At 68.8% G+C, this 24,367-nt stretch carries 15 protein-coding genes and 2 pseudogenes; 7 read left to right on the top strand and 10 right to left on the bottom strand.

The window, feature by feature from the left end; genetic code table 11:
* Positions 1 to 76: 76 nt before the first annotated feature.
* The 3 genes and pseudogenes from ACGFX9_RS10665 to ACGFX9_RS10675 form a co-directional block, all read right to left on the bottom strand.
* Complete coding sequence (locus ACGFX9_RS10665) at positions 77 to 1,090, bottom strand: LacI family DNA-binding transcriptional regulator (RefSeq protein WP_393467978.1); 1,014 nt, start codon at positions 1,088 to 1,090, stop codon at positions 77 to 79.
* A gap of 154 nt (positions 1,091 to 1,244) precedes the next feature.
* Positions 1,245 to 3,569 carry a xyloglucanase gene (locus ACGFX9_RS10670; RefSeq protein ID WP_393467981.1) on the bottom strand — a complete coding sequence of 775 codons (2,325 nt, stop codon included), beginning with the start codon at positions 3,567 to 3,569 and terminating at the stop codon, positions 1,245 to 1,247.
* Positions 3,566 to 5,443: pseudogene (locus ACGFX9_RS10675) on the bottom strand (glycoside hydrolase family 48 protein); the annotation flags it as partial. The gene ACGFX9_RS10670 and the pseudogene ACGFX9_RS10675, both read right to left, overlap by 4 nt.
* 443 nt (positions 5,444 to 5,886) lie before the next feature.
* Between ACGFX9_RS10675 and ACGFX9_RS10680 the strand changes: the two are divergent.
* From ACGFX9_RS10680 to ACGFX9_RS10695, 4 genes are all read left to right on the top strand, one after another.
* The gene (locus ACGFX9_RS10680; RefSeq protein ID WP_393467984.1) at positions 5,887 to 7,032 is read left to right on the top strand and encodes a glycoside hydrolase family 5 protein; all 1,146 of its coding nucleotides are present in this window, start codon (positions 5,887 to 5,889) and stop codon (positions 7,030 to 7,032) included.
* Positions 7,033 to 7,081: 49 nt separating this feature from the next.
* Complete coding sequence (locus ACGFX9_RS10685; protein WP_393467987.1) at positions 7,082 to 8,452, top strand: glycoside hydrolase family 6 protein; 1,371 nt, start codon at positions 7,082 to 7,084, stop codon at positions 8,450 to 8,452.
* A gap of 94 nt (positions 8,453 to 8,546) precedes the next feature.
* Positions 8,547 to 9,530 carry an arabinan endo-1,5-alpha-L-arabinosidase gene (locus ACGFX9_RS10690; RefSeq protein ID WP_393467990.1) on the top strand — a complete coding sequence of 328 codons (984 nt, stop codon included), beginning with the start codon at positions 8,547 to 8,549 and terminating at the stop codon, positions 9,528 to 9,530.
* A gap of 38 nt (positions 9,531 to 9,568) precedes the next feature.
* Complete coding sequence (locus ACGFX9_RS10695) at positions 9,569 to 10,465, top strand: rhamnogalacturonan acetylesterase (RefSeq protein WP_393467993.1); 897 nt, start codon at positions 9,569 to 9,571, stop codon at positions 10,463 to 10,465.
* A 13-nt stretch (positions 10,466 to 10,478) separates the two neighbouring features.
* Here ACGFX9_RS10695 and ACGFX9_RS10700 read toward each other — a convergent pair whose 3' ends face one another.
* The 4 genes from ACGFX9_RS10700 to ACGFX9_RS10715 are packed head-to-tail and all read right to left on the bottom strand — an operon-like array spanning position 10,479 to position 15,188.
* Positions 10,479 to 11,996 carry an alpha-N-arabinofuranosidase gene (locus ACGFX9_RS10700; RefSeq protein WP_393467996.1) on the bottom strand — a complete coding sequence of 506 codons (1,518 nt, stop codon included), beginning with the start codon at positions 11,994 to 11,996 and terminating at the stop codon, positions 10,479 to 10,481.
* A 35-nt stretch (positions 11,997 to 12,031) separates the two neighbouring features.
* Positions 12,032 to 12,895: a carbohydrate ABC transporter permease gene (locus ACGFX9_RS10705; RefSeq protein ID WP_393468001.1), complete on the bottom strand. Its 864-nt coding sequence runs from the start codon at positions 12,893 to 12,895 to the stop codon at positions 12,032 to 12,034.
* Positions 12,892 to 13,839, bottom strand: coding sequence for a carbohydrate ABC transporter permease (locus tag ACGFX9_RS10710; RefSeq protein ID WP_393468006.1), 948 nt, complete (start codon positions 13,837 to 13,839; stop codon positions 12,892 to 12,894). The genes ACGFX9_RS10705 and ACGFX9_RS10710 overlap by 4 nt, the downstream gene beginning before the upstream one ends.
* Positions 13,836 to 15,188, bottom strand: a complete 1,353-nt coding sequence (locus ACGFX9_RS10715; protein ID WP_393468012.1) for an extracellular solute-binding protein — start codon at positions 15,186 to 15,188, stop codon at positions 13,836 to 13,838. Before ACGFX9_RS10715 ends, ACGFX9_RS10710 begins: the two co-directional genes overlap by 4 nt.
* Positions 15,189 to 15,451: 263 nt before the next feature.
* On the opposite strand from ACGFX9_RS10715, the gene ACGFX9_RS10720 reads away from it, so the two are divergent.
* Positions 15,452 to 17,932: an alpha-L-arabinofuranosidase C-terminal domain-containing protein gene (locus ACGFX9_RS10720; RefSeq protein ID WP_393468015.1), complete on the top strand. Its 2,481-nt coding sequence runs from the start codon at positions 15,452 to 15,454 to the stop codon at positions 17,930 to 17,932.
* Between the two features lie 88 nt (positions 17,933 to 18,020).
* Entirely contained in the window at positions 18,021 to 18,518 is a 498-nt protein-coding gene (locus ACGFX9_RS10725; RefSeq protein ID WP_393468018.1) for a peptidylprolyl isomerase, read from the top strand.
* 36 nt (positions 18,519 to 18,554) lie between these two features.
* On the opposite strand, the gene ACGFX9_RS10730 is transcribed toward ACGFX9_RS10725, so the two are convergent.
* Complete coding sequence (locus ACGFX9_RS10730; RefSeq protein WP_393468020.1) at positions 18,555 to 19,223, bottom strand: ThuA domain-containing protein; 669 nt, start codon at positions 19,221 to 19,223, stop codon at positions 18,555 to 18,557.
* Positions 19,224 to 19,339: 116 nt separating this feature from the next.
* Between ACGFX9_RS10730 and ACGFX9_RS10735 the strand changes: the two are divergent.
* A pseudogene (locus ACGFX9_RS10735) lies at positions 19,340 to 20,551 on the top strand (pyridoxal phosphate-dependent aminotransferase); the annotation flags it as partial.
* A gap of 13 nt (positions 20,552 to 20,564) precedes the next feature.
* Here ACGFX9_RS10735 and ACGFX9_RS10740 read toward each other — a convergent pair.
* Both ACGFX9_RS10740 and ACGFX9_RS10745 read right to left on the bottom strand, forming a co-directional pair.
* The gene (locus tag ACGFX9_RS10740; RefSeq protein WP_393468023.1) at positions 20,565 to 22,115 is read right to left on the bottom strand and encodes a glycosyl hydrolase 53 family protein; all 1,551 of its coding nucleotides are present in this window, start codon (positions 22,113 to 22,115) and stop codon (positions 20,565 to 20,567) included.
* A 75-nt stretch (positions 22,116 to 22,190) separates the two neighbouring features.
* Complete coding sequence (locus ACGFX9_RS10745; RefSeq protein ID WP_393468026.1) at positions 22,191 to 24,212, bottom strand: beta-galactosidase; 2,022 nt, start codon at positions 24,210 to 24,212, stop codon at positions 22,191 to 22,193.
* Positions 24,213 to 24,367: the final 155 nt, after the last annotated feature.

Below are 24,367 nucleotides of genomic sequence, written 5' to 3' on the forward strand. Positions count from 1 at the left end.
AGGGGGGGCTCCTTGAGATGTACGGGGGCCGGACACTCAGGAGACGGACCACGCGGGCTCCGATAACAGAAACCCGTCAGCCCTTGGCGGGTCCAGGGCCCGAGCTGGCCCGCACCGTCAACTCCGGTGCGATCAGGGCGACTTCGAGGGCGCTCTCCCCCTTCAGCTTGGCGACGACGCGCTCCACCGCCTGCCGCCCCATCTCCTGCGCGGGGATCGCGACGGAGGTGAGGCGTACGGACGCCTGGGTCGCCACCTGTTCGGGGCAGATGGCGACGACGGAGACGTCTTCCGGTACGGCGCGGCCCTGCTGGCGCAGGAGGTTCAGGAGGGGTTCCACCGCGGATTCGTTCTGCACGACGAACCCCGTGGTGCCGGGGCGTTCGTCGAAGATCCGGGCCAGGATGGCGGTCAGCGCGTCGTACGTTCCCTCGCAGGGCCGGTGCAGGACGCGCACGCCGAGCTCCCGGGCCCGCACCCGCAGCCCGTCCAGGGTGCGTTCGGCGAACCCGGTGTGCCGCTCGTACACGGCGGGCGCCTCGCCTATGACCGCGATCTCCTGGTGGCCGAGCCCGGAGAGGTGCTCGACGCACTGGGCGCCGGTCGCCTCGAAGTCGAGGTCGACGCAGGTCAGGCCCGTGGGGTCGGCGGGGAGGCCGATGAGGACGGTGGGCCGGTCGGTCTCGCGGATCAGCGGAAGGCGTTCGTCGTGCAGCTCCACGTCCATCAGGATCATGGCGTCGGCGAGCGCGCTGCCCTCGATGCGGCGGACCGCCTCGGGGCCCTCCTCACCGGTCAGGAGCAGGACGTCGTACCCGTGGGTGCGCGCGGTGGTGGCGACGGCGATGGCGATCTCCATCATCACCGGTACGTACATGTCGGTGCGCAGCGGCACCATCAGCGCGATGATGTTGGATCTGCTGCTTGCCAGGGCGCGGGCGCCGGCATTGGGGTGGTAGCCGAGCTCCCGGATGGACCGCTCGACACGGTCCTTGGTGGAGGCGGAGATGGACCGCTTGCCGCTGAGTACGTAGCTCACCGTGCTGGCCGATACTCCGGCGTGGTGGGCTACCTCGGCAAGGGTGACCATTCGGCTCTCCTGGGCAGGTCGTGAAGCGGTGGCGAAGCGCTTCGACTTGGGGCCACCCTGACCCTAGAGGGACACGCAAGCGCTGTCCATACATGTGTCGAAGCGCTTCGACAGGACGTGCTGTCCAACGGAGTTGCGGACCTGCTGGAGGCCGCTATCCCCGCCCGGCGGACCCCGCCGTGTCCCCGTAAACGATGCCACGGCCGTTCGTCGACACGTACACCCGCCCGTAGATCCGGGGGTCACCGGTGATGGCCGCCCCGGTCCAGCCCCACTGGTGGGCGTCGTCGTTGATCCGCAGCCAGCTCTCGCCGCCGTCGGTGGAGCGGTGGATGCCACGCACGCCGTCGATCTTCGCGCTGGTGTAGAGCGTCTGGTGGGCCGAGCCGGGCGCGGCCTTCCCGAAGCCGATCGTGTCGGCCTCCTCGACGCCGTCGACCCGCGTGAAGTGCGCGCCCGAGTCGGTCGAGTGCCACAGCCCGTACGTGCCGCCCGCCTTGCCGCCCGCGAGCCAGATGTCCCCGGCCGCTCCGGGTACGGCCTTGAAGCGGACAGGTCCTTCGGCCGGCAGTCCCCCGGATGCCTTCGCGGTGAAGGTCGCGCCGCCGTCCGTACTGACGTAGAACGTCCCGGACTTGAAGCCGTAGAACGTCTTGGGGTCGGTGCGGTCGGACTCGACGACCGCGCCCTGCGGGATGCCGTCGGCCGCCGTCCACGTCGCGCCGCGGTCGCCGCTGGTGTGTACGCCCGTGCCGTCGGGGCTCCACACGAAGCGGCTGCCGTCAGCGGACGCCGCGACGGTTCCGCCACCCGAGACACCCGAAGGCTCCTTCCCCGGCGACCAGTTGGCGCCGTTGTCCTGGGAGAAGGCGATGCGTGGCCCGCTGTCGAGCTGTCCGACGCGCACCACCGTGGCCGGGTCGGACTCGGCGTGGTCGAGGCTGGTCGTGGTGGTGAAGTTGGGCCCGGTGTACATCAGGGGCGGCACCTTGGTGACGTCCGTGTGGCGGAAGCCGCCGATGTCACCGAGCGCGCTGAGCAGGGGCGCCCCGGAGGCCGGTGCCGCGAGGTCGTTGACGGCGGTCTCCTCCAGGCCCTTGACCGTCGGCGTGATGGTGAACTTGCCGCCGCTGTCCCACTGCTGGAGGTTCCTGGTGCCGTAGACGGTGGCTCCGGTGCCATACATCATCCGGTTGGAGTCGAAGGGGTCGATCTCCAGGGCCTCGGTCATCCAGCCAAGTTTCGGGGTCTGTTCGGGCGGCGTCGGAGAGGCGCCCCAGGACAGCCACGGCACGGACGAGACGTCCATGGTGTAGCGGTTGGCGCGTTGGGGGTAGGCATCGTAGTTCCAGGCCCCCGTCCAGCTCGCGCCGCTGTCGGTGGAGCGGAAGATCTGGGTGTCGGGGTACCAGGAGCTGTAGCCGGTGACCATGACGGTCCCCGGCCGCTGCCGGTCGAGGGTCAGTCCGCTGTAGCCGTAGTACGTGTCGGCGTCGGTGGCGGGGCTGATGTTCTTCCACGTGCCGGTGCGGGTCGCGTACCGCCACACCTGCCCCTTGCCGCCGTCGTAGGGGCCGCCCTTGTCGCTGTACGCGAGGTAGAGGTAGCCGTTCTCCGCGTCCAGTACTCCCTTGTGGGCGAGGTATCCGGTGGGCTGGCCCGCGACGCGGGACCAGGTGGCGCCGGAGTCGGTGGAGCGGTAGACGGCGTTGTCCTTGTCGGCGACGCCCACGTAGACCGTCTTGGTGCGGCCTTTGGACACGCCGGTCGACTCGTCGAAGGTGACCCAGGCGATGCCCTGGTTGTCGGAGGCGTAGCCGCTCGTGTCCGCGGGATCCTGCTGGTAGTTGCCCGGGTTGGGGAACGCCGTCACCTTCGACCAGGTCGCGCCGGAGTCGGTGGAGCGCCACAGGCCGTTGCCGCTGGGCGCGCCGAGGTACAGCACGCGGTTGTCGTGCGGGTCGACGGCGAGGCGTTCGCCCATGCCGCGGCCCGGCATGTTGCCGCCGAGCTTGAACGGAAGATCGGCCCTCTTCCAGGTGCGACCGCGGTCGGCCGAGCGCATGACGGCGCCCTTACCGGGGTCCCAGTCGTTGGTGTAGGTGCCGACGGCGGCGTACACCTTGTCCGGTTCGACGGCGTCGGAGGCCAGGCTGACGACACCGGTGTGCCCCCAGTCGTCCCAGCCCACCGAGTCCAGGAGCGGGGTCCACGACCGGGTGCGCTCCTGCCAGCGGTAGGCGCCGCCGATGTCGGTGCGCGCGTAGGCGAGGTTCTTCTCGGACCGGTTGAAGACGATGCCGGGCACGAAGCCGCCGCCGTCGACGCGGACGTTCTTCCAGGTGTAGCCGGCCGCCGCGGTCCGCTCGGCGTCGTCGGCCCCGGAGGGCGGGGCGGTCGCGAGCAACAGCCCCGGGAGGAGACAGAGCACGCCGAGCAGCGCCCTGTCGCGGGTACGGCGCGTGCGGCGGCCTTTCACGCCGACCCCGGTTCGAGGAGTTCCGCGTACGCCGCCATGGCGAGCGCGATGTCGGCCTGCGCCCAGAACCGGTGGTAGGTGAACCGGGGCGCCGCTCCCCCGGCGAGGTAGGCCTCGACCTTGGGCCAGTCGGGGTCGTCGCGGAAGAAGGAGCGGATGGAGGTGAAGTCCGAGCCGGAGTTGATGGTGTCGCCGTTCGGCATGGTGCCGCTCCAGCCGCTCGGCACGTAGACCGCGCCGTCGAAGCGGCTGTAGTCGGCCCGGGTCTCGGGGACGGCGATGCCGAGCGGGTCCTGGTGGTGTTTCCACATGCCGTCGAGGAGCGCCTTGGCCGTCTTGGCGGCTTCGGTGTGGCCGGTGGCGGCGGCGTAGTACGTCAGGGTCTTGGCGTAAGCGGCGGCGACGCCCACGTCATTGGTCCGGTCGACAACGGTCACGTGAAGTCCCGTGTTGGCTCCGGGACTTGACGGGCTCCAGGTGTCGGGGCTGCCGGACCAGCTGAGGGTCGAGGGGACGGTGTAGGTGCCGTCCGCGGCGATGGTCGTCTCGGACAGCGCCCACTTCACCCACTTGTCCATGACCGTCTTCGCGGCGGGGTCGTCGGTCTCGTGGAGGTACTCGGCGACCCGCTCCATCGACCAGGCCTGGAAGCCGAACCACTGGTTGGACGGCGGGTCGTGGTAGACGGGCTTCTCGTCGTACGCCATGCCGTAGAAGGTGGGCGTGCCGGCCGGCGGCTTTGCGTACCGGCCCTGCCAGCTGTTGGTGGCGCCGCCCGCGATCGCGCCTTCGGCGGACTGCAGCCAGCGGTAGAACTCGATCTGCCGGGCCAGGCTCTTGGTCCAGTCGGCCTTGCCCGAAACCGACTTGGGGGCGAGCGGGGCGTACGCGCTGAGGGCGTAGGCGGCCAGGGGGTTCTGGTAGCCGCCGTGGCTGTGGCTCGAACCGATGCGCCAGGCCCAGCCCGCGGAGGTGTCGGTGGCGCCGCCCCAGGCGTAGTACCAGGACAGCAGGTAGTGCGAGCTGTTCTTGCCGCTGCCCGGCGCGCAGCCGGACGGGTCGGTGCAGTCACCGACGGTCTTGAAGTACTTGTCGAACAGGGCGTAGCGCAGGTAGTCGCCCATCTTGGCCGCCTTGGCGACCGTCGCCGCGACGTCGGCCTGTTTGCCCTGTGCCGAGGCCCAGACGTGCGCCCAGTAGGCGGCCTGCACGGCGCGGGCGTCGGCGTCCGGGGCGTTGGTGTACTTCCACTGCTTGGCGTAGGAGGCGTCGCCGGTGAACAGGTCGAGGTAGCCGTTGGGGCCGCCGTGGGTGAACTCGTCGCGGGTGGGGTGCGGGACGGTCTCCCAGACCGACTCCTGCGGGCCGCGCTGGAAGGTGTTGATGTAGACCGGTCCCGTGGCGTCGCCGCCGTAGCCGTAGACGTTGTCGACGTCCTGCAGCCAGTGCATGCCGTAGATGTCGTCGCTGCCGTACGCGCTCTTCAGCTCGGCCGCGATCGGGTCGGCGCCTGCCTGTATCGCGGGGTCGAGCCGGGCCGGGTACTGGGACGGCTGGTCGTGTTCGGGGGCGTACGTGGCTGGTTTCGCCGCATTGTAGAAACTGTTCGTCGGCTGGTCGGCATGGGTGGGGATCATGAATTTCTCCATGGTTTCCCAGGCCGCGTTGAAACGCGTCCAGTCGCCGCTGACCTTGCCGTACATGGCCTGTAGCCAGAGCAGATAGCTGTATGCCTCGGATGTCGTCTCGTGCCCGTGGTCGGGGGCTTCGACAATGAGGGTTTCGACGGAGTGGTAGGGAATACCGTCCGGCGAGAAATAGCCGTTCGCCGAATCGGTGATCTTCGCGTAGAGGTCGAGGAAGCGCTGCTCGTACTCGGTCGCGGCTTGTGCGGCATGAGCGCTGTGACCTGCGGGGTTGAGCGCCACGATGACGGGGGCCAGCGCGGCGCCCGCGCCTAGGGCCAGCAGGTTGCGGCGGCTTATTTCCGGTCTGGGGTGACCGGGTCGGGGGGCGTCGGGGAATGCGGACATGCGGGGATGTCTCCTGACGGCTCGATGCGGGGGTGGCTCCGCTTGGGGAGCGAGGGAACCAGTGGGAGCGCTCCCAAAATTCAGCTGGATCGCTGCGATGTCAAGAGCCAGGACACGAAAGGGAGTTGTCGAATGAATTCGACAGGGGGAGATACAGGGGGGAGATAGGGGGCGATCCAGAAAATCTGAGAACTCCGCCAACCTTTCTGTTCCCGGCGGCGACTTCCTGCTAGCTTCCACGCTCACCAGTGGGAGCGATTCCGGCTCAAGCCAAGGAGTCGCTCATGCGTCATCCCCCACGCCTGTTCCGCACCCTGGCCGTGCTGGCGGGCGTCCTCCTCATCGCCACCGGTCTCGCGATGCCCTCCTCGCTGTCACCGGCGGGCGCCGCGCAGTCCCAGGCTCCGCAACCCCCCGTGCTGCACGCCGATGGCAACCGGCTCGTCGACGCCGAAGGCGCCGCGCACCGACTGCTCGGCGTCAACCGCTCCGGCGGGGAGTTCGCCTGCGTCCAGGGCTACGGCATCTTCGACGGCCCCGTCGACGACGCCTCCGTCAAGGCCATCGCGGACTGGAAGGCCAACACCGTACGCATCCCCCTCAACGAAGAGTGCTGGCTCGGCACCGACAACATCGACCCGCGCTACGCGGGCGCCAACTACATCACCGCCGTCGAGGGCCTGGTCCAGCGCGTACAGGACCACGGCATGACCCCCGTCGTCGAACTGCACTGGTCCCACGGCCAGTACACAGGGAACTCGGCGGGCTGCGCGGACGTGCACGCGAGCTGCCAGAAGCCGATGCCGAACGCCCGCTACACACCGGCGTTCTGGACCTCGGTCGCCAACACCTTCAAGGACGATCCGGCCGTCGTCCTCGACCTGTTCAACGAGCCCTACCCGGACCGCGCCACCCCCACCACCGACCAGGCCTGGGACTGCTGGCGCGACGGCGGCGACTGCCCCGGCATCGGCTACGAAGTCGCCGGAATGCAGGACCTGCTGGATGCCGTACGGGGGACGGGCGCGACCAATCTCGTCCTGGCCGCAGGCATCGCGTACTCCAACGACCTCAGCGGCTGGCTGGAGCACGCGCCCACCGACCCGGCGGGTAATCTCGCCGCCGCCTGGCACGTCTACAACTTCAACACCTGTGCCGACGCGAGCTGTTGGGACCGCGTTCTGGCGCCGGTCGCCGCCGAGGTGCCGCTCGTCGCGGGCGAGATCGGCGAGAACACCTGCTCGCACGGCTTCATCGACACCGTCATGGAGTGGCTCGACGCCCACCAGGCCTCCTATCTCGGCTGGACCTGGAACACCTGGAACTGCGCGTCGGGCCCGTCCTTGATCAGCTCCTACGACGGCACACCCACCGCGTTCGGCGCCGGGCTCCGCGACCATCTGGGCGCTCTGGCCGCGCTCGGCACCTGACCCGCACCGCCCCGCGTCCACTCCCCCTCAGAGAGGAACCACCCCCACCATGAGCCGCACCTCCCCCAGGCGCACCAGAGACCGCGTCCTCGTGGCCGCCGTCGCCACCCTCCTCGTCACCACCGGCGGCACCGCCCTCGCGGTGAGCGACAGCGGAGCCGGTGCGACCCGGGCCGCCGCTCGCGTCGACAATCCGTACGCCGGTGCCAAGCCCTATGTGAACCCCGAGTGGTCGGCGAAGGCAGCGGCCGAGCCGGGCGGCAAGGCCGTCTCCGGTCAGCCGACCGGTGTCTGGCTCGACCGGATCGCCGCGATCGAGGGCGCCGGTGCCTCGATGGGCCTGCGCGACCATCTCGACGCGGCGCTCCAACAGGGCGCCGGTGTCGTGCAATTGGTCATCTACAACCTGCCGGGCCGGGACTGTGCCGCGCTCGCGTCCAACGGTGAGCTCGGCCCCACCGAGATCGACCGCTACAAGAGCGACTACATCGACCCGATCGCGGAGATCCTCGCCGACACGAAGTACGCGAATCTGCGCATCGTCACGACCGTCGAGATCGACTCGCTGCCCAACCTGGTCACCAACACCGGCAGCCGTCCCACCGCGACGCCCGCGTGCGACGTGATGAAGGCCAACGGAAACTACGTGAAGGGCGTCGGCTACGCCCTGCGCGAGCTCGGCGCCGTCCCCAACGTCTACAACTACGTGGACGCGGGCCACCACGGCTGGATCGGCTGGGACGACAACTTCGCCGCCTCCGCGCAGGTCATGTACCAGGCGGCGACCGCCGAGGGCGGCAGCGTCGACAACGTGCACGGCTTCATCACCAACACGGCCAACTACAGCGCCCTGAAGGAGAACAACTTCAAGATCGGCGACAGCGTCAACGGCCGGTCGGTCCGCGAGTCCAAGTGGGTCGACTGGAACCGCTCAGTCGACGAGCTCTCCTTCGCCCAGTCGTTCCGCGGCCAGCTCGTCTCCACCGGCTTCAGGTCCACCATCGGCATGCTGATCGACACCTCCCGCAACGGCTGGGGCGGCGCGGCACAGCCTGCGGGCCCGGGCCCCACGACGGACGTCAACACCTATGTGGACGGCGGCCGTTACGACCGCCGCATCCACATCGGCAACTGGTGCAACCAGTCGGGCGCGGGTCTCGGCGAGCGGCCGAAGGTGGCGCCGGAGTCCGGCATCGACGCCTACGTCTGGATGAAGCCGCCGGGCGAGTCCGACGGGTCGAGCAAGGAGATCCCGAACGACGAGGGCAAGGGCTTCGACCGCATGTGTGACCCGGCGTACGAGGGCAATCCCCGTAACGGCCACAACCTCTCCGGGGCGCTGCCCGACTCGCCGGTCTCCGGCAAGTGGTTCTCGGCGCAGTTCCAGCAGCTCCTGAAGAACGCGTACCCGGCGCTGTAATCCGCGTCACCGGGGCGGCAACCCCACGGGGGCGGGCGGCGACCATACGTCGTACCGCCCCCGTTCACCTCCCCGCACGGCCAAGGAGACCGGAGTGAGCCGCACCCCGAACACCTTCCGGCGCAGAGCCCTCGTCGCGCTGCCCGCCGCCGCCCTGCTCGCACTGATCCCGAGCAGCGCGACCGCCTACCCCAACCCCGGCCAGGTCACCGGCGACACCGTCGTCCACGACCCGACCATGGCCCGCACCTCTTCGGGCAAGTACCTGCTCTACTCGACCGGCGACGGCCTCCAACTGCGTACCTCCACCGACCGCACCGCCTTCGGCCGCAGCGGCTCCGCCTTCCCCACCCGGCCGAGCTGGTGGAACAACTACAACTCCACCGGTGACGTCTGGGCCCCGGACATCTCGTACCACGGCGGCAAGTACCTCATGTACTACTCCGTCTCGTCGTTCGGCTCCAACAAGTCGGCCATCGGCCTCGCCGCCTCCACCACGGGTGAGCCCGGCTCCTGGACGGACTACGGCGCGGTGTACACCTCGACCACGTCCAGCGACTACAACGCCATCGACCCGAACCTCTTCGTCGACGACGACGGCAAGTGGTGGCTGTCCTTCGGCTCCTGGTGGACGGGGATCAAGATGATCCGCGTCGACCCCTCGACCGGCAAGCAGTACGCGGGCGACACGGCCCGGCGCTCGCTCGCCTCGCGGCCCACCGGCACCAAGGCGGTCGAAGCGCCCTACATCGTGAAGCGGGGCGGCTACTACTACCTGTTCGCCTCGTACGACACGTGCTGCGCCGGCACCAGCTCCACGTACAAGATCAAAGTGGGCCGCTCCTCCAGCGTCACAGGGCCGTACGTCGACAAGAACGGCGTCAGCCTGATGAACAACGGCGGCACCATCGTCCAGGAGAGCCACGGCCGCTACATCGGCCCCGGCGGCCAGTCTGTCATGAAGGACACCGACGGCGACCTGCTCGTCTACCACTACTACGACGGCCAGGACAACGGCACCCCGAAGCTCGGCGTGAACCTCCTGAACTGGAGCTCCGGATGGCCCGTCGCCTACTGACCCCGACGTATCCACCCCTTCCCCGTCAGGAGTGCCCGATGGGCCACAGCACAGAAAGCACAGACAGCACAGAGAACGCAGAGAGCACAGATCCCGCACCGACCACCCGCACCAGCCGAAGACGCTTCCTGGTCGCCGCCGCCGCGCTGGGCGCGGGCGGCGCCGTCCTCGCGGCTCCCGGCGCCGCCGCCGCTGCCGGACGCGACGGCGGGGAGGCACGGGCCGCCACGACCTTGTACATCGCCAGTGACTCCACCGCGCAGACCTACAACGCGGGCTACTACCCCGAGGCCGGCTGGGGGCAGATGCTTCCCCGCTTCTTCACCCAGGACGTCGTGGTCGCCAACCGTGCCATCGGCGGGCGCAGTTCACGCTCCTTCATCGAGCAGGGCCGTCTCGCCGCCATCCACCAGGTGATCCAGCCGGACGACTATCTGTTCGTGCAGTTCGGCCATAACGACGCCACGGTCAGCAATCCGGACCGCTACACCTCGCCGGACGACTACAAGGAATATCTGCGCCACGACTACATCAGGGGCACCCGGGCCCGCGGTGCGGTGCCGGTCGTCGTCACGCCCGTCTCGCGTCGCGACTTCAACGCGAGCACCGGCGAGTTCAAGGTGTCCTTCCCCGCGTACGTGGCCGCGGCGCGGGCCGTCGCCAAGGAGGAGGGCGCCCCGCTGGTCGACCTCTCCGAGGCCAGCCGCCGGTATCTGACGCGGCTCGGCGTGGAGAAGTCCAAGGGGGTGTTCCTGTGGCTGGCTCCGGGTGAGTACCCCAACTTCCCGAACGGGGTGCAGGACAACACCCACTTCCAGGAGCGAGGTGCCCTCCAGATGTCCCGGCTGGTCGCCCAGGCCGTGGCCGGCCTCGGGCTGCCGCTCTCGGACGAGGTGGTGCCGACGGGACGGGGCTCGGTGGCCCCCGTCCCGTAAGCGGGGGCCGGCCTCAGCCCAGCCGGATCACGTTCCACGACAGCGGCTCCAGGACGGCGCTCAGCGTGCCGTCCTGGAGTGCCGTTCCGGTGACGGCGTGCGGGGTGACGCGCTCCGGGTCCTTGAGGGTGTTGCGGGCCTCCGGGTCGGCGTCGGACAGCGCGCTGTGCTCGATCACCGACGTCAACTCAAGGCCGTGCAGAGCGACTTCAAGTGGCAGCGGCTCGCTCTGGCCGCGGTTCACCGCGAAGACGGTGACCGTGCCGTCCTCGGCGCGCACCGCCGTGGCGTGCAGGAGCGGCACCTCGCCGAACTTGGCCGTCTCGTACGCGGGTGAGTCCACGCGTACGTCGAGGACCTGCCCGCGGCCATGCCGCGAGGCCTGCGCGAAGGGGAAGAAGGTGGTCTGCCGCCAGGCCGGTCCTGCCGGCTCGGTCAGGATGGGCGCGATGACGTTGACCAGCTGGGCGAGGCAGGCCACGGACACCCGGTCCGCGTGCCGAAGGAGGGCGATGAGCAGCGAGCCGAAGACGACCGCGTCGGTGACGGTGTAGTTGTCCTCCAGGAGGCGGGGCGCCTCGGGCCAGTCCACCAGGCTCGCCTCGACCTCGGGGTGCGGCCGGGACTGGTACCAGACGTTCCACTCGTCGAAGGACAGATTGATCTTCTTCTTGGACTTCAGCCGGGCGCCCACGTGGTCGCACGTGGCGACGACGTTCTCGATGAAGGACTCCATGTCGACGGCCGAGGCAAGGAACGAGTCCCGGTCGCCGTCGGTCTCCTCGTAGTAGGCGTGCAGGGAGATGTGGTCGACGAGGTCGTAGGTCTCGGCGAGGACCGTCGCCTCCCACGCGGCGAACGTCTCCATGGCCTGGCCGGAGCTGCCGCAGGCGACGAGCTCGACGTCCGGGTCGGCCTGGCGCATCGCGCGTGCGGTCTCGGCGGCGAGCCGCCCGTACTCCTCGGCCGTCTTGTGGCCGGTCTGCCACGGCCCGTCCATCTCATTGCCCAGGCACCACATCCGGATGCCGAAGGGGTCCTTGTCGCCGTGCGCCACGCGCAGGTCCGACCACGTGGTCCCGGCAGGGTGGTTGGCGTACTCCTGGAGGTCGAGGGCCTCGGCGACGCCGCGCGTGCCGAGGTTCAGGGCCATCATCGGTTCGGCCTGCGGGCCGATCTTGCGCAGGAAGGCGATGTACTCGGAGAGCCCGAAGCGGTTGGACTCGGTGGAGTGCCAGGCCAGGTCGAGGCGGCGCGGACGCTCGTCGGCGGGGCCGACGGAGTCCTCCCACTTGTAGCCCGAGACGAAGTTCCCGCCGGGATAGCGGATCGCCGTCACGCCCAGTTCGCGGACCAGTTCGAGCACGTCGGTGCGCAGTCCCGCCTCGTCGGCCGTGGGGTGGCCCGGCTCGTAGATGCCGGTGTAGACGCAGCGGCCGAGGTGCTCGACGAAGGAGCCGAAGAGCCGGGGGTCGACGTCCGAGACGGCGAAGGCGGGGTCGAGCGTGAAGCGGGCGGTGCGGGGGGCCATGCGGGTCCTTTCAACAGGGTGCTTCTGTACGGGAGTTACTGTCCTGCCAGGCCCGTGTGGGCCACGCCGCTGACGATCTGCCGCTGGAAGAAGACGAAAACGACGACGAGGGGCAGGCCCGCCATGAGGCCGCCGGCCATGAGCTGCGCCCACTGGATCCCGTAGGAGTTCATGACGGTCGCGATGCCGTTCGGCATGGTCATCAGGTCGGGGTTGTTGGTCACCATGTACGGCCACAGGAAGTTGTTCCAGGACGAGATGAAGGTGAAGATCCCGACGGCCGAGAGCGAGGGCCTGGACAGCGGCAGGACGATGGTGAAGAAGATCCGCCAGCGTCCGGCGCCGTCGATGAACGCGGCCTCCTCCAGTTCGCGCGGGATGGCCTGGAAGAACTTGTAGAGGATGTAGACCATCGCGGCGGGCGCGCACTGCGGCAGAATCATGCCCCAGTAGGTGTCGACCATCCCCATCGACTGGACCGTCGTGAAGAGGGGCACGCCGAGCACGGCGGGCGACACCATGAGGCCCGCCATCACCAGGCCGAGCAGCGCGTTCTTGCAGCGGAACTCGGTGCGCGCGAAGCCGTAGCCCGCGAGCGCGCTGACGAGGACCACGATGAAGGTGACGCAGACCGAGACGATGGCCGAGTTCACGAACCAGTTGGTGATGTTGCCGCTGTCGAAGAGGGCGCGCCAGGCCTGTCCCGTCCACTCCTTCGGCACCCAGTGGGTGGGGACCTCGACGGCCTCGGTCTCCGACTTCAGGGACGTGAACAGGGCCCACAGCAGGGGTGTCATCCACAGCGCGGAGACGATGACGCCGAGCGAGGTGAGGACGATTTGGCTCGGTGTCCACTTCTTCTTCGGGCTTTTCTTCCGGACTACGACGGCCGTGCTCATCGCACGCCCTCCTCACGCTTGCGCAGAAGCCACATCCGGCCGAGGGCGACGGCCGCGATGAGCACGAAGAAGATGATGGAGATCGCGGAGGCGTAGCCGACGCGGTAGGCGGTGAAGCCCTCTTCGAGGGTGTACTGGACGAAGGTCCGGGTGCTTTCCTCCGGTCCTGGCCCGAAGTCCTGCATCACCACGGCCTGGTCGAAGACCTGGAGCGAGGCCAGGATCTGCAGCGTGATCACCAGTCCTGTGATGTTGCGGAGCATCGGCAGGGTGATGTGCACCAGGCGGTGCCAGGCGTTGGCGCCGTCGAGGGCCGCGGCCTCGTAGAGGTGGCGCGGGATGTTCTGCAGCGCGGCAAGGAAGAGCAGGAAGCTGAAGCCGACCGTCCACCACAGGGTGGTGATCACGACGGCGATCATGGCGGTGGACTTCTGGGTCAGCCAGGGCGTGTCGAGACCGAAGACGTAGTTGATCATTCCGGTGCCGGGGTTGAACAGCCACTGCCACAGGTTCGCGGCGACCGTCGAGGGCAGCAGGAAGGGGGCGAAGAAGCAGAGCCGCCAGAGCCACTTGGCGCGCTCGATGTGGTGGGCGAGCATCGCGAGGAGAAAGGCGAGCAGGACGATGCAGGGCACCACGAGCAGGGTGAAGTACGCGCTGTGCCCGAGGGAGTCCCACAGGAGGGGGCTGTCGAAGGCCTCGCGGTAGTTGTCGAACCCCACGAAGCGCTCGCCCGTGCCGGAGATGTTGGCGTCGGTGAAGCTCAGCCACACGCCGCGGCCGATCGGCAGCAGCACGAACAGCGCGAAGAGGGCGAGGAACGGGGCGACGAACCAGCCGCCGTGCTGGAGCTTGCGGGTCAGTCTGGCGCGGCCCGAATCGGCGTGCGCCGCCTGGACCGTACGTACGCGGGCCGGTGTGACCGCGGTGTCGACGGCGCTCATGCGACCGAGCCCCCTTTGCGTGCCGACTCACCGTTCATCGGGTTCTTCATGGAGACGAGTTTTTCGAGTACGCCCCGCATGGTCCGTGCCGCCGTGGCGGGCTTCGTGGAGCCGACGTTGGAGGCGGCGACGACGGGGCCGATGCGCTGGGCGAGGAGACCGATCGATCCCGCGAACCAGGCCGACGGTTCCACCGCCATGTGGTCCATCGCCGAGACGTACTCGGACTGCGGCTTCATGGACAGGTACTTCTTGTCCTTCAACGTCGGCTGGTAGGCAGGGATATGACCGCCCCGCGCCCACGCCGTGGCGTTCTTCACGACGTAGGCGGCCAGCTGGTGCGCGCCCTCGTCGGTGGCGCCGCCCCGATCCGCCTGGTGCGGCAGGACGAAGCAGTGCGACTCGGTGTGGGTGGCGGCCTTGCCGAAGACGGGCGGCAGCGGGGTCGCGCCGTAGTCGAGCTTGGCCCCGCTGAAGACCGGCACCGACCAGTTGCCCTCCCAGGTGAAGGCGGAGCCGTTGACGAAGGCCTCGCCGTCGGCGACGCCGATGGCGGTGGAGTAGCCGTCGGTCATGTGCCGGCGCAGGAACTCCAGGACCTGGACGGCCTTGTCGGTGTCGAAGGTGACGTCCCGGCCGTCGGCGCTCAGACAGGTGCCGCCGAGCTGGGTGTAGAAGGACAGGAAGAACCACCAGGAGAAGTTCGGCTCGTCGGCCTTGATGCCGATGGTGTGCACGTCTCCCTTGACGGCCTTCTTGGCGGCCTTGAGGGCCTTGAACCACTCCTCGGGCGAGGTGACCTCCGCCAGGTCGCCGCCCTCACCGAGGAGTCCCGCCTTCTCGCACACGTCACGGCGGTAGAAGCAGAGCTGCGCGTGGATGTCGAGAGGGAGCCCGTAGAGCTTGCCGTCGACCACGGCCCGCTTCCACAGCACGGGGTTGAAGTCCGCCTCCCGCACGCCGTACCGGGCGAGCATCCCTGCGTCCCACGCGTCGAGCAGCTGTCCGGGCGCGAAGCCAGGGATGCGGCCCAGGTGCATCACGGCGAGGTCGGGGGCGCGGTTCCCGGAGGCCGCCATGGCGAGCTTGGTGTAGTACGGATTGCCCCACTGCAGGGTCGAGTCCTTCACGTCGACGCGGGGGTTCGCGGCGCGAAAGTCGTCCAGCATCGCGATCATGTTGGCGCCGTCGCCACCGGAGAAGAGATTCCAGTAGCGGACCCGTACGTCCGCGTCCGACGCGAGAGCCGAGGCGCTGCGGTTCGCGGCGGCGAGTCCGAAGCTGCCCGCGACGGCGAGGGCTCCGAATCCGCCGAGCACGCCTCGCCGGCTCGGAAGGGATGGTGGCATTGCGGCTCACTTCTGTTCGATATTTCGAATGCTGCTCGCAACTTCGAACGGGACCGTAAGGTTGATCGAACGGATCGTCAACGGTTCGGACAGAGCGAGAGCCGAAGTCCCAGGAATCAGCCGGAAGTTGTTCGACATCACGAACCCCGGAGCCCACTTCACGCCCTTCCTGCGCGATCCGTTGACGCGCCGCTTCCCGCTACCTAAGTTGCCGTTCGATCCACTGATCACTGTTCGGTATTTCGCACGAGACTGGGGTACGCATGGCACGCAGACGATGGAGACTCGGACTCACCCTGGGAGCCCTGCTCGCGGGCACGCTCGCCGCCGGGCCCACCTCGGCCGCCGAACCCACCGACTACACCCTCACCGTCGACCCGGCCCGCACCGGCGCGAAGATCGACGACTCGATGTACGGCGTCTTCTACGAGGACATCAACCGCGCCGCGGACGGCGGCCTGTACGCCGAGCTCGTCCAGAACCGGTCCTTCGAGTACGAGCGGGCCGACAACGCCTCGTATACGCCGCTGACCTCATGGGACACGAGCGGCACCGCGAAGGTGGTGAACGACGACGGCCGCCTCAACGCGCGCAACCGCAACTACCTCTCCCTGGACGGCGGTTCCTCCGTCACCAACTCCGGATACAACACCGGCATCGCGGTCGCCAAGGGCAAGCGGTACGACTTCTCCGTCTGGGCCCGCACCGGCGAGGCCGGGAGCGCGCCGCTGACGCTCACCCTGCGCGACGCCTCCGGTGAGCTGGCCGCCGCTCGCCGTGTCACCGCGCGCGGCGGCTGGGCCAAGTACACGGCGGCGTTCACCGCGACGCGCACCAGCGCCACGGGCCGCCTCACCGTCGCCACCGGCGCCCCCGCGGCCCTCGACATGGTCTCCCTCTTCCCCCGCGACACCTACAAGGGCCGGGCGAACGGCCTGCGCAAGGACCTCGCGGAGAAGGTCGCCGCCCTCAAGCCGGGCTTCCTGCGCTTCCCCGGCGGCTGCCTGGTCAACACCGGCTCCCACGAGGGGTACGACGAGAAGTCCGGCTTCCAGCGCAAGCGCTCCTACCAGTGGAAGGACACCATCGGACCAGTCGAACAGCGCGCCACGAACTCCAACTTCTGGGGCTACAACCAGAGTTACGGCCTTGGCTACTACGAGTACTTCCAGTTCGCCGAGGACACCGGCGCGATGCCGCTGCCCGTGGTGCCCGCCCTGGTGACCGGCTGCGGCCAGAACAAGGTCACAGACGATCCGGCCCTGCTCAAGCGGCACGTCCAGGACACCCTGGACCTCATCGAGTTCGCCAACGGCCCGGTGACATCCGAGTGGGGCAAGAAGCGAGCGGCGATGGGCCATCCCAAGCCCTTCGGCCTCACCCACCTCGAAGTGGGCAACGAGGAGAATCTGCCCGAGGCGTTCTTCGCCCACTTCAAGGAGTTCCGGGCGGCCATCGAGGCGAAGTACCCGGACATCACCGTCATCTCCAACTCCGGTCCCGACGACAGCGGTTCGGTCTTCGACAAGGCCTGGCAACTCAACCGCGACGCGGACGTCGCCATGGTCGACGAGCACTACTACAACAGCCCGCAGTGGTTCCTGGAGAACAACGACCGCTACGACTCCTACGACCGCAAGGGACCCAAGGTCTTCCTCGGCGAGTACGCGTCGCAGGGCAACAAGTTCTCCAACGCCCTCTCCGAAGCCGCGTTCATGACCGGCCTGGAGCGCAACGCCGATGTCGTGAAGCTCGCCTCGTACGCCCCGCTGCTCGCCAACGAGGACTACGTGCAGTGGAAGCCCGACATGATCTGGTTCGACAACGACCAGTCGTGGGGCTCGGCGAACTACGAGACGCAGAAGCTCTTCATGCGCAACGTGGGCGACGAGGTCGTGCCGTCCACGTCCTCCGGCACCCCCGCCACCTCCGGACCCATCACCGGCGCCGTCGGCCTCTCCACCTGGGCGACCAGCGCCTCGTACGACGACGTCAAGGTCACCGGCGAGGACGGCAAGACCCTCCTGTCCGACGACTTCTCCGCCGGTGACAGCCAGTGGACCAAGACGGACAAGGGCACGTGGGCCGTCAAGGACGGCGCGTACGTCCAGTCCGACGAGGCGGCCGAGAACACCCTGGTCACCGCGGGCGACAAGAGCTGGCAGAACTACGACCTGAACGTGAAGGCCACCAAGAAGTCCGGCAAGGAGGGCTTCATGGTCGCCTTCGGGGTCAAGGACACCGGCAACCACTACTGGTGGAACCTGGGCGGCTGGAACAACAGCCAGTCGGCCGTCGAGAAGACCGTCGACGGTGCCAAGCAGACCATGGTCCAGGACTCGACGACCATCGAGACGGGCCGCACCTATGACGTCCGCGTCGAGGTGCGTGGCCGCCAGGTGACGCTCTACCTCGACGGCAAGAAGTGGGGCGCGTTCACCGACGACAAGCCGGCCGAGCCGTTCCGTCAGGTCGTCACCCGCGACAAGGCCACCGGCGACCTCATCGTCAAGGTCGTCAACGCACAGGGCGCCGATGCCCGCACCAAGGTCGCTCTCGGCTCGGGCACGCGGGCCGGACCGAACGCGAAGGTGACCACCCTGGCCGCCGACCCGGCAGCGGAGAACACCAAGGACGCGTCACCGGTCAAACCGGTTACTTCAACGTTCAAGGGAGTGTCCGACGCCTTCTCCTACACCTTCCCGGCGAACTCGATCACGTTCATGAGGATCAAGACCGAGTGAGGAGCCACGGGGCGGGCTCCGGCCGGGACGCTTGATCGGGGGGGGTTCGGTTGGCGGTCGGGTAAGGGGCAATGACAGGATGTGGAGCATGACAATCAAGGCTTATTTCGACATCACCATCGACGGCAAGCCCGAAGGCCGCATCACGTTCAACCTCTTCGAGGACGTCGTCCCGAAGACCGCGGAGAACTTCCGCGCGCTCGCCACCGGCGAGAAGGGCTTCGGCTTCACCGGTTCGAAGTTCCACCGCGTCATCCCGGGCTTCATGCTCCAGGGCGGCGACTTCACCGCCGGCAACGGCACGGGCGGCAAGAGCATCTACGGCGAGAAGTTCGCCGACGAGAACTTCCAGCTCAAGCACACCAAGCCGGGCCTGCTCTCGATGGCCAACGCCGGTCCCAACACGAACGGCTCGCAGTTCTTCATCACCACGGTCGTCACCAGCTGGCTCGACGGCAAGCACGTGGTCTTCGGCGAGGTCGCCGACGAGGCCAGCATGGACCTCGTCAAGAAGATCGAGAGCTTCGGCTCGCAGTCCGGCGCCACGAAGGCCGAGATCGCGATCGAGGCCTCCGGCGTCCTCTAGCACCTGGCATGAGCCCCCGCCTCCCGAGGCGGGGGCTCACCCATGTGCCTCCCCGAGGCCGGTGACGTACCGCAGCCCGCCCTGGAGGTGGGCGCGGAAGACGGGATCGGCGTAGGCCTCGTCCGCGTGGCCGAGCGCCGTGTAGAACATCGGGCCGCCGCCATGCTCATGGCACCACACCAGAGGGTGATCGGCCCCCATCCCGCCCCCTTCGTACGAGGACTCGTCGGCGGATGCCAGAACGCGCACCGAGCCACGCGGCGAGGCCCGGAAGTCGTACCACTCGTCGGTGAACTCCCAGGTGGGAGGAAGATGCCGGGTCGCCGGATGCCCATGATCCTCGATGATCACCCGGCCGCCCTGATAGGCGGGGTGCCGGTCGAACCGGGCACCGATGAGCTCGCCGTAGTACGGCCAGTCGTACTCGGTGCAGGCAGCCGAGTGAACCCCCATAAATCCACCGCCGCCCCACCGATGCGCACGCAGGGCGGCCCGTCCGGCAGGGGTGAGGACATCGCCGCTGGTGGAGAGGAAGACGATCGCCGCGTAGCCGGAGAGATCCTGCTCGAAGGCGCCGGGATCTTCGGTCGCCGCGACCGGACAGCCGATCCCGGCGGCAAGCTCGCGCAGGGCGGCGACCGCGACGGGGATCGACGCGTGACGGTAGGCGGTCGTCCGGCTGTAGATCAGGAGGCGGGGGGTCATGAGCTTGATCGTAGGAGCTGCCTGAGCGCGTGGACGGCCTCTGAGCCCCATTGAGCACCCGAGGCCCTGCGCCCGTATCTACCCGGAGAACCGCACCGCCCCCTCCGGAGGACCCCATGGCAGACGCGGGCAACGTCACCGCTCTCTTCCGCGCGTCCACCGCGCACAGCCCCTCGTACTTCACGCTGAACCGGGCGGCGGCCGACGACGGGCGTTCGCTTGTCGACTTCTGCATTCCGTGCAATCCGTACTTCCCGACTCCCGAGATGTACGAGGAGCTCGGCGGGCGGCTGCGGGACATCCTCACCTACTATCCGAGCGGTGCGGACACCATCGCCGCCGAGCTCAGTGCCGTGCTCGGGCTCAATCCGCAGACCGTCGTGATGGGCAACGGGTCGACCGAACTCATCACCTGGATCGACCACTTGCTGGTCCGCGACGCACTCGCCGTGCCCGTGCCGACGTTCGGGCGGTGGACGGATCAGTCCATGGAGACGGGCAAGCGGGTCGACATGTTCCTGCTTCCCGAGGCCGACGCGTTCGCGTTGGATCCGGCGGCCTTCGTCGACTTCATACGCGCCAGAGGCTCCCGCACGGCCGTGATCTGCAACCCCAACAACCCCGACGGCGGCCTGCTCCCGCGGCGCTCCGTGCTCGCCCTGCTCGACGCGCTGCAGGATCTCGATCTGGTCGTCGTCGACGAGTCGTTCCTGGAATTCGCCGATGGGGGGCCGGAGTTGAGCGTCGCCGAGGAAGCCGTCCTGCGGCCCAACGTCATCGTCCTGCGCAGCCTCGGCAAGAACTTCGGGCTGCACGGCGTGCGCTTCGGCTACCTCGTCGCCAATCCGGGGCTCGCGGGCAAGGTGCGCGCCGCCCTGCCGAAGTGGAACCTCAACTCCTTCGCGGAGACCGTGGTGTTCATGCTGAAGCAGCACCGTCACGCGTACGAGGTGAGTCTGCGTCAGGTGCGGCGGGACCGCCAGGAGATGATCTGGCATCTCGGGCGGCTGCCCGGCCTCGTCAGTTATCCCTCGCAGGGGAATTTCGTGTACGTACGGCTGCCCGGCGGTGTCGACGGAGCGGCTCTGCGCGACCGGCTTCTTGGGGAACACGGCATCCTGGTCCGCGAATGCGGCAACAAGATCGGCAGCTCAAGCCGCTTCCTCCGCCTGGTGGTCCGGCCGCCGGCCGACGTACAGCGTCTGGTGAGCGCTCTCGAACAGACCCTGTACGCGACCGGCGGGGACTCTGCCGGACTTCTGCCGGTCCCCTACGGCTCGGGACCGGCCCCTTACGGTTCGGGGAACCCCGCGGTGGACCGTCTGGTGATGCGGGCCTGAGTCAGCGGTGCGTGAAGCCGCTCATCGCCTCCGTAGGCACGCCGTCGTAGTCGAAGAGCACCTGGTTCTCCCAGGCGTTGCCCGTCGAGGGGTCCGTCGGGTCCCAGCCGTTGCCCTTGACGGCCGTCCAGGTGGCATCCCACCAGAAGACGCCGAGACCGCGGCCGGACGGCACCGCCTCGACGACGCTCTGGATGTCGCGGAACCACGCCGCCTGGCCCGCCTCGCTCGCGGGGTAGCCGCCGACCAGCTCCGAGGGGAGGTCGATGACGTTCTCCCAGTCGTCATCGCTGTCGAGCCGGAAGGGGTAGGCCGTCTCGGCGACGTAGAGCGGCTTGGCATAGCGCGCCGCGAGGTCGTCCATGTTGGCCTGGAGGTCGGAGAGGGCGCCGTGCCAGTAGCCGTAGAAGGACAGGCCGATGACATCGAAGGGCACGTCGCGGGAGACCGCGTTGTCGAACCACGTGCGGTACAGGGCGTTGTCGCCGCCGTTGGCGAGATGCAACGCGACGAGTGTCTTCGAGGAGACGGCCTTCGCGGCCTGCGCGCCCGCACTCAACAGACCGGCCAGCTGAGCCCAGTTGGAGGTCGACCCGGCCGGCCAGAGCATGCCGCCGTTCAGCTCGTTGCCGATCTGCACCATGTCGGCCGTGGTGCCCTGCGACTTCAGGGCGTTCAGGACGTCGTACGTGTGGGCGTAGACGTCGGTCTTCAGCTGGGCGTACGAGTGATTCGCCCAGGCCGACGGGATGGTCTGGGCGCCCGGGTCGGTCCACGTGTCGGAGTAGTGGAAGTCGACGAGGAGCTTCATGCCCCGCGCCTTGACCCGCTTGGCCACGGCGAGGGTACGGGCCTTGTCGCAGTAGCCGTCCGCCGGGTCGACCCACACGCGCAGGCGGGCGTAGTTCATGCCCGCGGACTTCAGCACGGCGAGGGCGTCGGCCGTGGCGCCCGAGCTGTCGCGGTAGACGCCTCCGAAGTCCTCGTTCTTCTTGAGTGAGGAGACGTCAGCGCCCTTGATGGGCAAGCTGGTTGAGCCTCGTGTGAGCGTGATGTCGTCGAAGTTCGCCCAGTTGCCCGCGTTCGCGTCGGAGTACAGGCGGACGGTGCACGCGCCGTCTGTCACCGTGACGGAGGTGACGAGGCGTAGCCACCGGCCGTTCGGCGTCGGCGGCAGGTCGGTGCGCTGTTCGGCGGAGCCGCTCTTGAGGGCCAGGTACGCGGATTTCTGTCCGCCGCTTGAGCGGACCCAGGCGGTGAGGGTGTACGTGCCGTTGGTGAGGCCGGTGAGGTACTGGTACGTCTCCACCTTGTACGCCGACGCCGACCAGTGCGAAAGGCGGCTGGCGCCGGTGTGGCCGCCCGCCTCCGCGTAGGAGGCAGTGGCGGTGCCGTAGGTGCTCCAGCCGCTCGTGCCGTTCTCGAACGCTCCGTTGGTGAGCGTGGAGGCGGCGCTCGCGGCCTTGGCGGGCAGCGCGGTGACGGCGAGGCCGCCGAGTGCGGCGGTCAGGACGGCTCTGCGGGTCGTGCGCGGGGTTCTGTTTCCGTGCATCGTCGATGTCCCTTCGACTTCGCGGTGCGTGGGGTGGGGCAGGGATAGGGGGGGAGCGTTCAGGTGGGGCGCGGGTCAGCCGTCGAGGCGTACGACCCGTACCGCGCCCGCGGGCACCGCCAAGCGGCCCGCGGCACGCTCGCCGGTGAGGAGCTCGGTGCCATGCGCGTCGAGCGGCACCTTCGCGTCGGACTCGGTGTGGTTGATGGCGAAGACATAGGTGCCGGTGTCCCCGTGCCGGGTCACCACCTCGACGTCACGCGGGAGTTCGGGCCGCTCGGCCACACCCGCGTCGGCGCAGGCGGCGGCGAGCAGGGGGTCGAGGTCGGCCGCGGTCAGCCGCGTGGAGACGTACCAGGCGGTGCCCTCGCCGAGCTGGTGCCGGGTGACGGCGGGAAGCCCCGCCGCCAGGCCGTCGGCGTACGTCCACACGGTCTCGGCGCCGCGCGGCACGACGAACTCCGTCCAGACGTCACCGGTGAGTTCGGCGCCTTCGGGGCCCGTGATGCGCACCGACTGGTCGTCGAGCAGCGGCGAGAACTCCTCGACGGTCAGGCCGAGTACGTCACGCAGGGCGCCGGGGCAGGGGCCGGGGTGCACGGCGTCGTGCTGGTCGACGATGCCGGAGAAGTAGGAGACGAGGAGGGTGCCGCCGTTCTCGACGTACTGCTTGAGGTTGTGCGCCGTAGCCTCGGTCGCCAGATAGAGCGCGGGCACGACGACCAGGGGGTACGCCGACAGGTCGGCCTCGGGGTGGGCGAAGTCGACGGTGAGGTGACGGTCGTAGAGGGCTTCGTAGAACGCGTCGGCGCGCTCCCGCGCGTCGTGGTCCTGACTGGGCCGCCACTGCAGGGACTGCGCCCACCAGGAGTGCCAGTCCCACAGGACCGCCACGTCGGCGACGGTCCGCGTGCCCTTCAGGGGCGCCAACTCGGCTACAGAGGCACCGAGTTCGACGACCTCGCGCCAGACCCGTGAGTCCGTTCCCGCGTGCGGCAGCATCGCCGAGTGGAACTTCTCCGCGCCGCGTCGCGACTGCCGCCACTGGAAGAACAGTGCGCCCTCGGAGCCGCGCGCGACGTGACCCAGGGAGTTGCGGGCCATCTGCCCCGGCGCCTTGGCGGGGTTGCGGGGCTGCCAGTTGACGCCTGACGTGGAGTGTTCGAGGAGCAGCCAGGGGGCGCCGCCCGCGACGGAGCGGGTGAGGTCGGCGGCCATGGCGAGGTTGACGTGGGTGCGGCGGCCGTCGGTGATCAGGTAGTGGTCGTTGGTGACGAGGTCGACCTCGCGGCCCCAGGCCCAGTAGTCCAGGGAGTCGCACTGGCTGAGCGCGGTCATGAAGTTGGTGGTGACGGGGGCGCCGGGAGCGAGGCGGTGCAGGATGTCGCGTTCACGCACGAAGTTCTCGCGCAGGGTCGCGTCGGCGAACCGCCGGTAGTCAAGGGCCTGGGCCGGGTTGCCGACCGTGGGGGTGACACGCGGCGGCTCGATCTCCTCCAAGGAGCCGTAGCGCTGCCCCCAGAAGGCCGTTCCCCAGGCCTCGTTGACCGCCTCCACGCTCGCGTACGTGGCCCGCAGCCACTCCCGGAAGTGGGTTGCGCAGCCCTCGCAGTAGCAGGCGGAGACCGGCACCCCGTATTCGTTGTGGACGTGCCACATCGCGAGCGCCGGGTGGTCCGCGTACCGGCGGGCGAGCTGCTCGGTGATGCCTGCCGCGGCCTCGCGGTAGGCGGCGTTGCTGTGGCAGATGGCGCCGCGTGAGCCGAACGCGTAGCGCACGCCCTCGGCGGTGACGGGCAGGGCGTCGGGGTGCGCGCGGTAGAACCAGGCGGGCGGCGCGACCGTCGGGGTGCCGAGGTCGACGCGGATGCCGTTCTCGTGCAGGAGGTCCAGGATCCGGTCGAGCCAGCCGAACTCGTAGGAGCCGGGGGACGGTTCGAGCAGGGCCCAGGAGAAGATCCCGACGCTCACCATCGTGACGCCGGCCTCGCGCATCAGCGCCACGTCCTCGCGCCAGACGGTTTCCGGCCACTGCTCGGGGTTGTAGTCCCCACCGAAGGCGAGCCCGGTCAGGCCCGTGGGGGTGGTATCCGGCATGGATCTCTCCCGAGTGATCGATCAATTGGGAACGTGCACACACACTTTTTGCGGCTCTGGTTCAACATAACCGCACAGCAACAACCATTGACAAGTGTCCTGGATGTTTCTCTACTGTGAACGCTCACAGACGTGGCCCAGTCGCTCGACACAGT

The sequence above is a fragment of the Streptomyces sp. NPDC048436 genome (assembly GCF_043200355.1).
In the GTDB taxonomy this organism is placed as follows: domain Bacteria; phylum Actinomycetota; class Actinomycetes; order Streptomycetales; family Streptomycetaceae; genus Streptomyces.